Consider the following 14,157-nt stretch of genomic DNA (forward strand, 5'->3'; position numbering starts at 1 on the left):
GCAAACTTGATACCCGCCTTAAAAGCACATTCCGATCATCATCATTCAACTTACGCCATCATGACCGTCCGCATCGAAGCCTCCTGGAAAGAACACCTGCAAGCCGAATTCGACCTGCCCTATTGGGACACGCTAACCGCCTTCGTCAAGGCCGAATACGCGGCCGGGCCGTGTTTCCCGGCCGGTAAGAACATCTTCCGCGCCTTCGACCTGACGCCGTTCGACGATGTCAAAGTGGTGATACTGGGACAAGACCCGTACCACACGCCCGGCGCGGCGATGGGTTTCTGCTTCTCCGTGCCAGATGGAAATCGGCCGCAACCGAGCCTGCAAAATATCTTCCAGGAGCTCGAACAAGACATCGGCGTCCGCCGCACGCAGACGGATTTGTCGGACTGGGCCGAACAGGGCGTGTTCCTGCTCAACAGCGTGCTAACGGTGCGTGCCCGGACCGCCGGTTCGCATGCCGGCAAGGGGTGGGAAAACTTTACCGACAGCGCCATCAAGCATTTGTCGGACGAACGCGACAACCTGGTGTTCATCCTGTGGGGCAGTTACGCGATCTCGAAAAAAGCGTTCATCGACGCCCGCAAGCATTTGGTGCTGACGTCGCCGCACCCGTCGCCTTTTTCAGCGCACAAGGGCTTCTTCGGCAGCAAACCGTTTTCCAGGGCTAATGATTATCTGGTTTCAAAGGGCAAGACGTCGGTGATCTGGGCGTGAGTGCACTGAGACAGGTTTTCAGCTGGCCGAGCTGACAATCAGGTAGCGGCAGGTATCTTGGCCCAGGGTATGGAATGCCAGCGGCCGGTCGACGCCGAAATCGAGGTAGTCGCCGCGTTGCAGTTCGAATACCTCACTGCCGTAAGTGATGCGCAACGCCCCTTCCAGCAGCCACAGCCTTTGGCGGTACGGCGCGCCATGCCACGGCGGATAGTTGACATCGGCTGACGGCGGCAATTCCACTTCGATCATTTCAATGCCGGTAGCCGGGTCGCGCAGGCTCAGCTGACGCCGCAGGTAGCCGGTCAGCGGGTCGCGCCAGGTATCCTGTTGCACCTGTTTCCTGAGCCGGCCGGGCGGCGCCTCCTGTTCGGCCAGTAATTTTGCCAGCGATACGCCGAGCCCGGCCGCCAGCCGGCCGAGGATGGCGGCGCTGGGACTGCTGGCATTGCGCTCGATCTTTGAAATCATCGCCTTGCTGACGCCAGACAGTTTGGCCAGCTCGGCAAGGCTGTAGTTTTTTGCTTGTCGCAGAGATAATAAACGTGTCGCAATCAGCGCATCGATCGACATCGGAGCCTTTCTGTTATTTACTTTAGGATACTCAGCGTCTATTATAGGAGACATTGTTATCCAACAGAAGGTCATTGATGAAATTCCTTGAATGCACGGAAGAACGCCACGCCCAGGCCATCCTGGATATTTTCAACGATGCGATCGTCCATTCGACCGCGCTGTACGATTACAAGCCACGGCCGTTCGAATCGATGTCAGCCTGGTTCGCGGTGAAACGCCAGCAGGGTTTTCCGGTGATCGGTATCGAGGATGACGACGGCAAGCTGCTGGGTTTTGCCAGTTATGGCACGTTTCGCGCATGGCCGGCCTATAAATACACGGTGGAACATTCGATCTATATCCACAAGGATAGCCGGGGGGCCGGGCTGGGCCGGAAATTGCTGGAGCAATTGATCACCGTTGCACAGCAAAACCAGGTACATACGATGGTAGGCGGCATCGATATTTCGAATACAGGCAGTATCGCCCTGCATGAAAAATACGGCTTTGAACATGCCGGGACGATACGCCAGGCGGCCTATAAATTCGGCCGCTGGCTGGATCTGGGTTTTTACCAACTGATATTAAGCACGCCGTCGCATCCGATTGACGGCTGAGCTTGTCTTATGCAGTTGCCAGGCGGGAGCTCGGTAGTCCCGCCTGGCGTCGCTGTTCAGATCAGAAGCTGGTCGACAGACCGGCGTAGAAGCTGCGGCGCGCGCCGTATTGCGGGGCGCCGACGCCAACGCCGGAACCGTCGCGCAACAGATACGATTTGTCGAACAGGTTGATCAGTGCCAGACGGCCTTCAACCTTGCCCAGCGGCGTATTTTTCCAGGTGTGGGTCAGCGCGGTGTTGACCGTGAAGTACTGCGGCAAGCTGCCGGAGTTCGGCGCAGCGCCGTCCGGAGTCTTGCGCAAGCCGCTGCCGTACAGGAAGTCAGCACTCACTTGCGAATCGCCGAAGTGGTAATGCGCACCACCCGAGACGGTGTAGGTCTGGTCATGGTCGAGGTAGATGTCGTGGGTGGCGATGTAGGCCAGCTCATCCACACCGAACAGGGCCTGGCCGGAGACGATGTTGCGGCCCTGCGCCTTTTGCGCGGTCAGGTTGAGGAAGGCGCCCCAGTTTTTCTCGCTATAGATACCGGACAGTTCCAGGCCCTTGGCATAACCTTCCGCATAGTTGAACGGGCTCAGTATCAGCGCCTGGCCGAACTGGCCTTCATCCAGCAAGTTGCTGATTTTCTTGTAATACGCATCGGCGGTCAGGGTCAGCCTGGAATTGACCTGGTGGCTCAGGCCGATATCGTAATAATGGGTGCGCTCAGCCTTGACGTTGTCGGATTTCGGCACTTCCGGCGCGTTGGTGGTGTTGGCGTACAGGTCGATACTCGATTGCGCGGCCAGCTCTTGCGGCGGCGGCGTGAAGTAGCGCGAATAACCGGCGTGCAGCGCGGTGCTCGGGCTCAGCTGGTAAGCCAGGTTCAGGCGCGGGCTCCATTGCTGTTCGTCGGTGTAGGCCGATACCTTGTCGAAACGCACGCCATAGTTCAGCGTCAGCGGCGCCGAGATATGCCATTCATCTTGCAGGTACAGGCTGGAGGTGGTGCCGGTCTTGCCGCCGTTGTCGACGATGGTGGTCGGAATGGTCGAATTTTGTGCGCCGTCGTCGCCGGTGGTGAATACGTTGACCGTGTTGTCGCTGGTGGTTTTTTGGCGGGTGTACGCCAAACCGCCGCGCACCGTGTGTTGCGGGTTCAATTTGTAGCTGACATCGAGCTGGGTGCCGCTGGCGGTATTGCTGCGGCGCGAGTCGGTCGAGACGCCGTTGTAGATCAGGTCGCCGATCGCATCCGGCGTGAAGTGCAGTTCGGAATATTGGTGGAAAGCCGAAATCTGGTAATTCAGGTCGCCCAGGGTTTTTTGCAGCGACAACACCAGGAAGCGGTTCACTTCGCGCTGGTTTTCATCGAGCTGCGACGATGGCAGGCTGCTGGTGCCCGCCGCGACGTCGCTCTTGCCGGCCAGCGAGAAGCCCGGCGCCTGGTCGGGATTGTTTGGAATCTGGAAACGGCCATTGTAGGTGCCGAACATCAAGCCGAGGCGGGTCGTGTCATCCAGGAAATACGACAGGTTGCCGAACGATTTAGACTGGCGGGTCTTGTCGTGGATCGCGCTGCGGGTGTTTTGCGGATTTTCGACGCCCAGCGAATCGCCCAGGTAGCTGCCCGACAGGTAGTAATTGAAGTTGCCCTGGCTACCGAAGAATTCGGCGCTCGGTTCAACGTGGTTATTACTGCCGACCAAGACGCCGACACGGCCGCCCGGCTTGGTGCCGCCTTCCTTGGTTTCAATATCGATGACGCCGGCGGTGCGCAAGCCGAATTGGGCCGGCAGCGCGCCGGTCATGAAATCGGTGCGGTCGATCAGGCGGGTATCGATCGACTGGCCGAAGCCGGTGATGCTTTCCGGCAGTTGTACGCCATTGATGCGGTATTGCACGTTGCCATGGTCGTCGCGCACATGCAGCGCGCCGGAACCCTTGGAATCCTGCGCCACGCCCGGCAGGCGCAACAGCACTTCATTGAATGGCGTATTGTCGCCCTGGCCCAGCATGTTGACCATATGCGTATCGATGCTGTAGACCGTGGTGCCGACTTTCGGCGACAGGTCGATGCGTGCGCTCTTCAAATGGGCGGCGGTGACTTCGATGCGCTGCATGTCGGGTGCGGGTGCGCTATCGGCATTCGCCACGGTGTCGGCGGTCGGTGCGGTAGCCGAGGCTGGATCGGCGTAGGCGGCGGAAACGGCGAACAGGCTAGCAATGGCGAACGTAAGCTTGCTCAGCTGTGGAGTGTGTTGCATCTTGAACCTCTGAATAGTAAACGCGAGGCACTACCGTACTGTTGCGGCAGGCCATAAAAAATAGGAACGGGCGTGAAAACTAGACGGAGGCCGGCGGACCGCAGCTAGGCGGCAACATGACGTTGCTGCTGAACACCAGGGCCAGCGGCGCCAGTGTCAACAAACGGTAAGGCAGCAGTACTGGCGCCGTCATGGCGACGGCAGGCGGTACGGTCAAATCAGCAATCTTGTCGATCACGTTGCAGCACAGCGCACAATCTTCGGCCGCCAGCGCGGTCTTGTGCAAGTGTGTCGCGGCGGTTGCCATCAGCAGTACCATGCTGATCGCCGCCACCAAGGTCACATACAGTTGCCACCAGGCGTGCGCCGACATCGGCTTTTTCAAGCCCGGGCGTGTATATGCAAGTGAGTGGCGTATCGACATTCCCGAATAATATCAAGAATCAGGCCAGATTGTTTGATCTGTCGTCGATTAAATGGCGGAACGTAGTGCGCGCGGCGATAAACCATAGTGCTGGCGGAAGCGCACGGCGAAGCGCGACGCCGAGGCATAACCGCAATCGGCGGCGATTTCACCGATCGGACGACTACTGGTTTGCAAGCGTTGCAAAGCCACACCCAGGCGCACTTCTTCCAGGATAATCCGAAAACTGCGCCCTTCCAGCGCCAACTGGCGGCGCAGCGTCGACGCACCCAGGTGCAAGCGGCTGGCGACGCCGGCGACAGTCCAGTCGGCCGCCGGGTTGAACAGTAACAGTTGCTGGATACGCGCGCCGAGCGGGTCGTTGCGGTCGACCAGCAGCGGTCCGGCATGACCGGCCAGGCTCAAGGCCAGCAGCAGGCCTTCGGCATGGTGGGTCTGGATTTCAACGGGCTCTTGCGCCGCCAGGCTGTCGGCAAGGTAAGCCCAGGCATTGTTCAGCTTGCGGTCAAGCGGCACGCACAGGCTGGCCGTCGGCGCCGCCGCCAGTTGTGCTTCGAGCAGCGCACCGTGGCGCAGCCGGAAAGCCCGCACCAGCTCGGGCGGAAAACTGACCACATCGGCCAGGTAGCCTTGTGTGCTGGGGCGATTGACGACGCCGAATTCGTACCCGGCCGGCATCAGTATCAAGTGTTGCGGGCCGGCGCGCATGCTGTGTTTGCCCCATTGCAATACTTTTTCGCCATGCCGCACGCGGCACAGGCTGGGCATGAACACCGGCACGCGGCTCAGGGAGTGCACCTGGCGCGCCTGGACGGTGTCGGTCGCTATGCGTTGCGGCTGGATGTCGTGCTCAGCGGCCATAGGTAGCGGTAAGTTGCGCCTTGCCCAGCACATTGGCGTTCAGCATGTAGCCGACCATCGCGCCGCCGGCGCCGCCATCGAGCGGCAAATGATCGACGCCCAGCGCCCATACCGTGAACTGGTAGCGGTGCGGTTTGTCGCCGGTAGGCGGGCAGGCGCCGCCGAAGCCGGCCTGGCCATAGTCGGTACGGCCTTGCACCGCGCCGGCCGGCAAGACGCCGCCGCTGGGCAGCGAACTGGTATTGGCTGGCAAGTTGACCACCGTCCAGTGCCACCAGCCGCTGCCGGTCGGCGCGTCCGGATCGTAGGCGGTGACGGCGAAACTCTTGGTGCCGGCCGGCGCGCCGCTCCATGACAGTTGCGGCGCGATATTGTCGCCGTCGCAGCCAAAGCCCTTGAAGACTTGATGGCGGCTGAGCGGCTGGCCCTCGGCCATGTCGGTACTGCTGACGGTGAAACCTGCTGCAAAGCTGGCAATCGGGAAAATCGACAATAGTCCGGCGATCAATATATTTTTCATGGCTTTCTCCTGTGAAGTAGGTATGAAGAAAGTGTAGGTTTTTTCATCAGCGCGCTGTGTGCCGTAATGCTCGCTGATGGTGCTGGAATGCTCGGCCACCCGTATATTTACCCGATTTTTGAGCGGCTAGGGCGTGATCCCTACTTTTTCTTTGTTGAGCAGGCAGGTCTGGCGCCGCGCTGAAGTTGTTGTAAATCAAGATCAGTGAACTTGCTCCGGCCTTTTTTGATGGCCGATTGTGTTGTGAAAAGCTTTAGCGGACAATAACGCCGATCCATGCCGCCGTTGGCGGCCATCGTTATTGTAAAGGCGCTCATGCACAATCCCGACATTACCCTGGAATCCTTGAACCTGCGTAGCAAGGACGGCTTGCCCGGCCACTTGGGCATCGTCATTACCGCGGTGGGCGACGGCGAGGTGAGCGCCGAACTGGCCGTCAAGCCGCACTTGCTGGCGGCGAACGGCTATTTGCACGCCGGCAGCGTGGTGACGCTGGCCGATACCGCCTCCGGTTACGGCTGCATCGCCAACCTGCCTGAAGGCGCCAGCAACTTTACCACCATCGAATTGAAGTCGAACCACCTGGGCACGGCGCGCGACGGCGTGATCGTCTGCACCGCCAAAGTGGCGCACCTCGGCAAGACCACCCAGGTCTGGGATGCGGTGGTGTCGAACCAGGCAACCGGCAAGACCATCGCCCTGTTCCGCTGCACGCAAATGATCTTGTACCCTCAATAAACAGGAGAACGGCGATGAAGACACCACACAAAATGATGGCGGCCGGCTTGTTGCTGGCGTCGGCGCTGGCCAGCGCGCAAACGCCGTACACCGAGGATTCGACCTATCGCGGCCTGGGCGGCAAGGAAGGCATAGCCCAGATCGTCAAGACATTCATGCCGCTGATCTTGTCGGACCCGCGCATCAAGGAAAGTTTTGTCGATTTCGACATGGAACAGCTGGCCGAGCGGCTGGCCGAGCAGATTTGTGAGTTCAGCGGCGGTCCGTGCACCTACACCGGTAAATACAAGGAGCGCGACATGGAAAGCGTGCACATCGACTTGAAAATCACCAATGCCCAGTTCAATGCCTTGACCGAAGATTTGCAGCTGGCCATGGAACAGCACAAGATTCCATCGAGCGTGCAAAACAAATTGCTGGCCAAGCTGGCGCCGATGCAGCGCGCCATCGTGACCAAGTGAGCGGCACGGGTCAGGTGTCAACCTGACCCGTGATAAATTACATCCTGACCCAGTTACCTTTATACAAGATCGGTCCGGTCGGGCCATTCGGGTTCGGCGAACCGCCCTTCGGTTCCAGCGTAACCGCCAGCAAGGCGACATCGTTGCCGATCGCATGCTCGGCCAGGGCCAGCTTGACCGTGCCACGCTCGGCCAGCAAGCCCAGCGAACGCGGATTGCCGCTCTTCGGCACCGCCCACAATTCCAGATCCTTGTCGCTCGGCACCGGCGCATTGCCGACCAGGCGCACGTCGATCGTACGGTGGCGGCTGTCGGCGGTCACTAACATCGCGGTTTGCGCCTTATCGTCGCTCAACGACGCGACATAGCTGATCACGGGTGCATCGAGGGTCTTGCTGGCCATGACGATCACCAGCAAGGCCGCGATGGCGCTGGACGCCATGCCCAGCGAACGCCAGAAGTTGACCGATTCATTGCGCCAGAATTGCCATGCCCGAACCGCCGGCGACAGGTGCAAACGCTGTTCGATACTGCGCCAGACCCGCTTCGGCGGGATGACCGGCGTGGCGAACTCGGCCATCGGTGTCAGGCGCTGGCTCCATTGCGCCGTGATATTGCGCAAATCCGCATCGTTGTGCAGCCAGCCCTCAAAACGACGGCGCGCGCCACCCTTCAGCGTGCCAAGCACATATTCTGCCGCCAGTTTCTGGCGCAGTGGGTCGTTACCGCGGATATTCATGACTGCTCCCGTTTCGCCAGACAAGTGCGCAAGCGTTCAAGGCTGCGCCGTATCCAGGTTTTTACGGTGCCGACCGGCAGCGTCATCTGTTGCGCCACTTCGCTGTGCGACATGTCGTGGTAGTAGGCCAGCGCCAGGACTTGGCGGTGCAAACCTTCCAGTGCGGACATGCAAAGTGCCAACGCTTTTGCATCGCCGCTGATTTGCAGCGCTTCAATCGGGGTGGCTTGCGGATCTCGTAGGGCGTTCATGACTTCGCTATCAAACTGTTCGGCATCGATTTCAACTGTATCGTCGCTGCGCCTGAGCATATCGAACGCCTTGTTGCGCACGATAGTGGCCATCCAGGTCATCGGCGCCGCCAGATGACTCTGATAAGTGGCGGCATTGTTCCAGATGGCGACGAAACTCTCTTGCAAGGCTTCTTCAGCGAGCTCTTGCTTATGCAATATACGCAGCGCGAAGCCAAACAGTTTCGAAGAAGTTGTATCGTAGAGCCGGCGAAAGGCGGCGGCATCCTTTTTCCCGGCTGCCAGCAGCCAGGTTCGGAGTTGTTGTGGGTCGAGCGGGTTGGCGTCGGTGGACACTGCTGGCCTTCACGGAGTGGAAATCGGGCTTGTATTTGAAGGTTATAACAACTTTGCACTGACTAGCAACAAGGTTCTGTTTGAAATTGCATCAAATTATCAATTCGCGCTGGAAAGTTATGGTTGTTTCAGTCAAGCTTCGCAACATGATTTTGTATGCGGGGGGAGAAATTAATAATGCCTAAAAACATAGTTCGCGGCTGCGCCGCCGGCTTGCTGATGTGCGCCGCCGGCGCCGCGCTGGCCGACATACAAACCACGCCGGACATGGGGAAATTCCTCGCCACCGGTGGCGTCAGCCAGCTGGAAGGCGCCGGCGGCGGCGGCTTGACGCCGTGGGCCTTGATCACCGGCTACGGCACGCGCGACAGTTATGGCGCGAATGCGCATTACACCTCCGTCAAGACGCAAGATTATTCGCTGGGCAGTTATGGCGTGGCGGCCGGTATCGCTGACCGGGTCGAAGTGTCGCTGGCCAATCAGGAATTCCGCGGCAGCCTGGCACCGCTGAACCAGTTGCGTATTCAGCAAGATATTCTCGGCATCAAGGTCAAGGTGGCTGGCGATGCGGTGTATCAGCAAGACAGCCTGTTGCCGCAAATCGCGGTCGGCGCCATGTACAAGCGCAACAAGGGTATCGGCGGTCTCGGTGCGCTGGGCGTGTATAACGTCAAGCAACTGGGCGCCAAGGATGATCATGGCGTCGACTATTATGTGTCGGCCACCAAGATCCTGTTTGAATACAGCCTGTTATTGAATGGCACGTTGCGCGCGACCTGCGCCAATCAGATGGGCATCCTGGGATTTGGCGGCGATATCAACGATAGCTACCGGCTGATGCCGGAAGTGTCGGCCGCTTATTTGATCAACCGCAAGCTGGTGGCGGGGATTGAATACCGTCAAAAACCGCACAATCTGGGTGTGGACAAGGAAAAAGCATATTACGACGCCTTTATCGCCTATTTCCCGAACAAGCACCTGTCGCTGACGGCGGCCTATGCGGAACTGGGCGATATCACCGTCTTCAATCCGAAAAAACAGCACGGCTTGTATCTGTCGCTGCAAGCCGGCTTTTAAGGAGAATCGCGGCTCAGCTGGCTTTCAAGGCGCCTTCAAGCAAGGTGTGCAGCGATGCGAATTCGGGCTGGCCGACGTAGCGTTTGATGATCTTGCCTTGCTTGTCGATGACGAAGGTGGTGGGCGTCAGCGCCACGTCGCCATAAGCCTTGGCCGCGTCGCCGGTCACGTCCAATGCCACTTTAAATGGCAGCTTGCGGGTTTCGGCATAATTCAACACGTAGTTGGCCGGGTCGTATTTCATCGCCACGGCCACGAATTCCAGGCCCTGCGACTTGTATTTATTGTAAGTCTCGACCATTTGCGGCATTTCAGCGACGCACGTGGTGCACGAGGTGGCCCAGAAATTCACCATCACCACTTTGCCGCGCAAGCTGTCCGGCGTGATCTTTTCGCCGTTGATGCCGAGGAAGGTCACTTCCGGCGCGCTTTTCTGGCTGTTCAGCGATGCGTAGGCGGCGGCTGCCGCACCGGCGATCACGATGGCGAGGATGGCTGGCTTGATCCAGGACTTTGAGGCGGTGGTCGATGCTGGCATGGTCGGATTCTCTGGCTGGGCTGCATAAAACGATGTAGCGATTATAGACCTGTCCGCGCCAAGCCGCTGGGCAGGTGCTTTTTAGCCGGACGGCGCGCGCGTCGGGACGGCGCCGCCCGGCTTGAACGGCCATCAGTTGCTGGCCGAACTCGCGCTACCGGAGTTGGCGGTTTTTTGCGGTTCCGCCTGCAATTGCTTCAACTCTTCTTCGCTGATGTAGTCGAACAGCTTGACCACTTTTTGCACGCCGCTGATACCGCGCGTGACATCGGTGGCGACGGTGCCTTCGCGTTGCGTGACGCGGCCCATCAGGTACACCGTGCCACGTTCCGTCACCACCTTGAAGGAGCTGGCCGAAATGGTTTTCATGTCGACCAGGCTGGCCTTGACCTTGCCGGTCACCAGCGTGTCGCTGGAGCGCGAGGTGTAGCTCGACGGTCCGGCGATTTCCAGCTCGTTGGCGATCGATTCGACGCCCTCGATGCTGCGCGCTTCGCGTTCGACGGCGGCTTTCATCGCCTCGTCGCGCACTTCGCCGGTCAGCAGCACGCGCCGGTTGAAGCTGGTCACATTGACGTGGCCGGCTTCGCCGACGATGGCGGGAATGCGCGATTCGCCTTTCAGCGCGATCGCCTTGTCCTCGGTTTGCGCGCCCAGCGTGCGGCGATCCGCCACGGCGACGCCGCCCATCACCGCGCCGCCCACTACCAGGCCGAAACAGCCCGTCAAGGTACTCGCCATGGCGCCGCACAGCAGTGCGGTGGACAATGGACGTTTCAAGCGTGACCAGCGGGTGCCGGGATCAGTCATTCGCATCTCCTCCGAATAGGGCGACGTCGATGCCGTCGCAAATGCAGTGTATCGTTAATAAATGGACTTCCTGGATGCGCGCGGTGCGGTCGGCCGGCACGCACAGGTGCACGTCGGCGTCGGTCAGCATCTTGCCGATCGCGCCGCCGCCCTTGCCGGTCAGGGCCACCACGCGCATTTCGCGTTCCAGCGCCGCTTCGATGGCGGCCATCACGTTGGCCGAATTGCCCGATGTGGAAATGGCCAGCAGCACGTCGCCCGCCTGGCCGAACGCTTGCACCTGCTTCGAGAAGATCTCGCGGTAGCTGTAATCGTTGGCCACCGCCGTCAGGATCGAGGTATCGGTGGTCAGCGCCATCGCAGGCAGCGGAAAGCGCTCGCGCTCGAAGCGTCCCACCAGTTCCGCGGCAAAGTGCTGGCAGTCGGCGGCGGAACCGCCATTGCCGCATGCCAGGATCTTATTGCCATTGGACAATGCATAAAACATCAGGTCCACTGCTTGCGCGATAGGCTGCGCGAGAACGGTGGCGGACTGGATTTTGAGTTCGGCACTTTCGTGGAAGTGCGCTAGGATGCGTTGATTATTCATAGTCTGCCGATTATAGTGCAGCCGCGCCGTATAGCGGACAAGCTCTGTTAAAAATGCTTACATTTCAATCGCGTGCCGCAGCCAGCTCAGCTGGCCGGCGTCGATCGCGATCACGTCGAAGCGGCATGGCGGCAGCTGTTTCAGGCGCAGCAGATAAAACTGCGCGGCGCGGATCAGGCGCCTTTGCTTGGCTGGCGTGATGCTGGCCGCCGCCCCGCCGTATTCTTTGCCCGCCCTCTGCCGCACTTCGACAAACACCAGCACCTCGCGCTGGCGCATGATCAAATCGATCTCGCCGCCCTTGCAACTGAAATTACGCTGTACCAGTATTAAACCATGGCGCGCCAGATAATCCAGCGCCTGATCTTCGGCAAGCCGGCCCTGGCGCTGTTTTTCGCTCTGGCCGGTGGTGGACATGGCATTAGCGCGAATTCGCGGGGGCAGCTGGATTATTCTCCACAAACGGCGCCAGCACGCCGTTCTGGTACGTGGCGGCCGCCTCGCTGCGTTTGAAACTGGCCGCGCCCTGGCCGAAATTGACCGACAGTTTGCCGGTCACGCCGTCCAGCGTAAAGCGCGCCGCCGGCCGCAGCGCGATTTCGCGCGCCACCCGGAACGCGTCGATGCCCAGCGCATACAGGCGTTCCATGTCGGCCGTCAGCGGGCGCGTATCGCTTTGCATCGGTTGCGGATAGACCATCACCGCCGGATGGTCGCGCTGCACTTGCCACGGCAAATCGAGCAGCCGCGCGCCGTCCAGTTCGGGACCGCTGGCGCCGCGTCCCACGCCCGGATTCAGCGACGAGGTGCCGTACAGCGGAATGTTATTGCCCAGCGCCACGCGCAACTGGCGCGCCTGGTCGGCATCCATCGCCACGAATAGCAGGCCCGGCGGCGTGGCGGCGATGCGCGCGCGTAATTGCACCAGTTCGGCGTCGCTGAGATAACCGTTCAGCGCCGTCATGTCGAGCGTGTCCGAGGCCAGCCCCTGGCGTTGCCATTGCTGGCTGAAGGCGGCGGCGATGCGGCGCTGCCATGGCAGGCCGGCCGACAGGACCAGCGCGCTGGCGCCCGGCTGCTCGCTGGCGGCCCAGGCCGCGACCTGGCGCGCCTCGGCTTCGATCGACAAGCCGACCACCAGCATTTGCGGCGGCAGCGGCGTGTCGTCGCGCGCTTCCGGGTGATTCAGGGCGATGGTCGGCTTGCGCACCAGCGCGCTGCCGGCCACCGCCGTAACGGCCGAGCGCGACAGCGGACCGACGATGATGTCGAACTGTTCCTGCGCCTTGGCGTAGCTGGCCAGCACATCCTGGGCGCTGTCGCCGGTATCGACCACGCTGACTTCAAAACCGCTGTGGTCGCGTTCATAGGCGGCCATGAAACCGTCGTGCAGCCATTGCGCCGCCGCACCCAGCGTGTCGGACTTGAGCGGCAGCAGCAAGCCGATGTGATGGGTCGCGCCATCCGGCGGCGTGGTCGCGGACGGCCTGGCGGGCGCGTCGTCGGGCAGCACGGCCAGGTCGGGATCGGCCACGCTGTAGGTGCGCGCGGCCGGCGGTGGCGGGGTTTCCGGCCGTGGCGGCAGGACTGGGCGGGCCACTGGCGGCGCTGGTCTACTTGTAATTGACGAGATAGGCGCGCACAATTGGCCGGGCGCGTCGCACGGCGTGCTGCAAGCGCTCAACATGCCGATCGCGGTAAAGACAAGTAGTAACTTCACACTTTTAGCTAGCATCCAACCTCCAAAATGACCGTACCAGTATCCAGTTCTATTGTAACCCTGCCAATCATGACAGAGGCGGCGCATCAGGTCTATCCTATCGCAACATTGTACGTAGTGGCGACGCCGATCGGTAATGTCACCGATATCAGCCTGCGGGCGCTGCATGTTTTGAGCCTGGTCAATGCCGTCGCTTGTGAAGACACGCGCAACACCGCGCACCTGCTGACCCGCTTCGGCTTGAACAAGCCGCTGATCGCCGCGCACCAGCATAACGAGCGCGAAGTGGCCGAGACCCTGATCGCGCGCCTGCAAGCGGGCGAACGCATCGCGCTGGTATCCGACGCCGGCACGCCGGCCGTATCCGATCCGGGCGCGCGCATCGTCGACGCCGTGCGGACCGCCGGCTTGCGCGTGCTGCCGCTGCCGGGAGCGTCGGCGGCGATCACCGCGATCTCCGCCAGCGGCCTGTTGAACGACCAGTTTTACTTCGTCGGCTTCCTGCCGGCCAAATCGAAACAGCGCGAAAACATGTTGCACGGCTTGCGCAGTATCAGCGCGACGATGGTGTTCTACGAAGCGCCGCACCGCATCCTCGATTGCGCCACCGCGCTGGCCGAAGCGTTCGAGCCGACCCGGCAAGTGGTGTTCGCACGCGAACTGACCAAGATGTTCGAAGAAATCCACCGCTGCCCGCTATCCGAAGCCGTGGCCTGGATCAAGGCCGATGCGCACCGTGAAAAAGGCGAGTTCGTCGTCCTGCTGGAAGGCGCGACCGCTGGCCAGGATGCGGAAGAAGCGGAAGCCGAACGCATCCTCGGCATCTTGCTGGCCGAATGCAGCGTCAAGCAAGCCGCCAGCCTGGCCGCGCAAATCACCGGCCGCAAAAAGAACGCCTTATATGAGCGCGCGCTGCAATTGAAGGCGGACGCTGAATAATACGTTTT

Annotated in this window: 19 protein-coding genes; 6 read left to right on the forward strand and 13 right to left on the reverse strand. The window is 60.7% G+C overall.

Going from position 1 to position 14,157, the window contains the following annotated elements:
- The first annotated feature begins 60 nt into the window (after positions 1-60).
- A complete protein-coding gene (locus GJA_RS25345) occupies positions 61-723 on the forward strand; it encodes a uracil-DNA glycosylase (protein WP_038497948.1) in 663 nt (220 codons plus the stop codon).
- 18 nt (positions 724-741) lie between these two features.
- Here the strand turns inward: GJA_RS25345 and GJA_RS25350 are convergent, their stop codons facing one another.
- Positions 742-1,296 (reverse strand): helix-turn-helix domain-containing protein, encoded by a 555-nt coding sequence (locus GJA_RS25350; protein ID WP_038497950.1) that lies wholly within the window; start codon positions 1,294-1,296, stop codon positions 742-744.
- Positions 1,297-1,373: 77 nt separating this feature from the next.
- On the opposite strand from GJA_RS25350, the gene GJA_RS25355 reads away from it, so the two are divergent.
- The gene (locus GJA_RS25355) at positions 1,374-1,895 is read left to right on the forward strand and encodes a GNAT family N-acetyltransferase (protein WP_038497953.1); all 522 of its coding nucleotides are present in this window, start codon (positions 1,374-1,376) and stop codon (positions 1,893-1,895) included.
- Positions 1,896-1,956: 61 nt separating this feature from the next.
- Here GJA_RS25355 and GJA_RS25360 read toward each other — a convergent pair whose 3' ends face one another.
- The 5 genes from GJA_RS25360 to GJA_RS27930 form a co-directional block, all read right to left on the reverse strand.
- Positions 1,957-4,146, reverse strand: coding sequence for a TonB-dependent receptor (locus tag GJA_RS25360; RefSeq protein WP_038497955.1), 2,190 nt, complete (start codon positions 4,144-4,146; stop codon positions 1,957-1,959).
- Between the two features lie 79 nt (positions 4,147-4,225).
- A complete protein-coding gene (locus GJA_RS25365; protein ID WP_038497960.1) occupies positions 4,226-4,519 on the reverse strand; it encodes a hypothetical protein in 294 nt (97 codons plus the stop codon).
- Between the two features lie 99 nt (positions 4,520-4,618).
- A complete protein-coding gene (locus GJA_RS25370; protein WP_038497963.1) occupies positions 4,619-5,431 on the reverse strand; it encodes a helix-turn-helix transcriptional regulator in 813 nt (270 codons plus the stop codon).
- Complete coding sequence (locus GJA_RS25375) at positions 5,421-5,951, reverse strand: YbhB/YbcL family Raf kinase inhibitor-like protein (RefSeq protein WP_038497965.1); 531 nt, start codon at positions 5,949-5,951, stop codon at positions 5,421-5,423. The genes GJA_RS25370 and GJA_RS25375 overlap by 11 nt, the downstream gene beginning before the upstream one ends.
- 140 nt (positions 5,952-6,091) lie before the next feature.
- Complete coding sequence (locus GJA_RS27930) at positions 6,092-6,268, reverse strand: hypothetical protein (RefSeq protein WP_167541075.1); 177 nt, start codon at positions 6,266-6,268, stop codon at positions 6,092-6,094.
- On the opposite strand from GJA_RS27930, the gene GJA_RS25380 reads away from it, so the two are divergent.
- Together GJA_RS25380 and GJA_RS25385 are read left to right on the forward strand one after the other, a co-directional pair.
- Positions 6,267-6,689, forward strand: a complete 423-nt coding sequence (locus GJA_RS25380; protein ID WP_038501134.1) for a PaaI family thioesterase — start codon at positions 6,267-6,269, stop codon at positions 6,687-6,689. The genes GJA_RS27930 and GJA_RS25380 overlap by 2 nt on opposite strands.
- Positions 6,690-6,703: 14 nt before the next feature.
- Positions 6,704-7,150, forward strand: a complete 447-nt coding sequence (locus tag GJA_RS25385) for a group I truncated hemoglobin (RefSeq protein ID WP_038497968.1) — start codon at positions 6,704-6,706, stop codon at positions 7,148-7,150.
- A 37-nt stretch (positions 7,151-7,187) separates the two neighbouring features.
- On the opposite strand, the gene GJA_RS25390 is transcribed toward GJA_RS25385, so the two are convergent.
- Together GJA_RS25390 and GJA_RS25395 are read right to left on the reverse strand one after the other, a co-directional pair.
- Entirely contained in the window at positions 7,188-7,889 is a 702-nt protein-coding gene (locus GJA_RS25390; RefSeq protein WP_038497971.1) for an anti-sigma factor, read from the reverse strand.
- Positions 7,886-8,476, reverse strand: a complete 591-nt coding sequence (locus tag GJA_RS25395) for a sigma-70 family RNA polymerase sigma factor (protein ID WP_038497974.1) — start codon at positions 8,474-8,476, stop codon at positions 7,886-7,888. Before GJA_RS25395 ends, GJA_RS25390 begins: the two co-directional genes overlap by 4 nt.
- A 219-nt stretch (positions 8,477-8,695) precedes the next feature.
- Here GJA_RS25395 and GJA_RS25400 point away from each other — a divergent pair, with 219 nt between their 5' ends.
- Positions 8,696-9,553: a DUF3034 family protein gene (locus tag GJA_RS25400; protein WP_051781504.1), complete on the forward strand. Its 858-nt coding sequence runs from the start codon at positions 8,696-8,698 to the stop codon at positions 9,551-9,553.
- 13 nt (positions 9,554-9,566) lie between these two features.
- Here the strand turns inward: GJA_RS25400 and GJA_RS25405 are convergent, their stop codons facing one another.
- The 5 genes from GJA_RS25405 to GJA_RS25425 form a co-directional block, all read right to left on the reverse strand.
- Positions 9,567-10,091 (reverse strand): TlpA disulfide reductase family protein, encoded by a 525-nt coding sequence (locus GJA_RS25405; protein WP_038497979.1) that lies wholly within the window; start codon positions 10,089-10,091, stop codon positions 9,567-9,569.
- Between the two features lie 132 nt (positions 10,092-10,223).
- On the reverse strand, positions 10,224-10,901 hold the full coding sequence (locus GJA_RS25410) for a BON domain-containing protein (protein ID WP_038497981.1): 678 nt from the start codon (positions 10,899-10,901) through the stop codon (positions 10,224-10,226).
- Complete coding sequence (locus GJA_RS25415; RefSeq protein ID WP_038497984.1) at positions 10,894-11,490, reverse strand: phosphoheptose isomerase; 597 nt, start codon at positions 11,488-11,490, stop codon at positions 10,894-10,896. The genes GJA_RS25410 and GJA_RS25415 overlap by 8 nt, the downstream gene beginning before the upstream one ends.
- Before the next feature lie 57 nt (positions 11,491-11,547).
- Positions 11,548-11,907: a YraN family protein gene (locus GJA_RS25420; protein ID WP_038497987.1), complete on the reverse strand. Its 360-nt coding sequence runs from the start codon at positions 11,905-11,907 to the stop codon at positions 11,548-11,550.
- 4 nt (positions 11,908-11,911) lie between these two features.
- Positions 11,912-13,090, reverse strand: coding sequence for a penicillin-binding protein activator (locus tag GJA_RS25425; protein ID WP_242404628.1), 1,179 nt, complete (start codon positions 13,088-13,090; stop codon positions 11,912-11,914).
- A gap of 147 nt (positions 13,091-13,237) precedes the next feature.
- On the opposite strand from GJA_RS25425, the gene rsmI reads away from it, so the two are divergent.
- Positions 13,238-14,149 (forward strand): 16S rRNA (cytidine(1402)-2'-O)-methyltransferase, encoded by a 912-nt coding sequence (gene rsmI, locus GJA_RS25430; RefSeq protein WP_038497990.1) that lies wholly within the window; start codon positions 13,238-13,240, stop codon positions 14,147-14,149.
- Positions 14,150-14,157 lie beyond the last annotated feature (8 nt).

It is taken from the genome of Janthinobacterium agaricidamnosum NBRC 102515 = DSM 9628, assembly GCF_000723165.1.
Lineage (GTDB): Bacteria > Pseudomonadota > Gammaproteobacteria > Burkholderiales > Burkholderiaceae_D > Janthinobacterium > Janthinobacterium agaricidamnosum.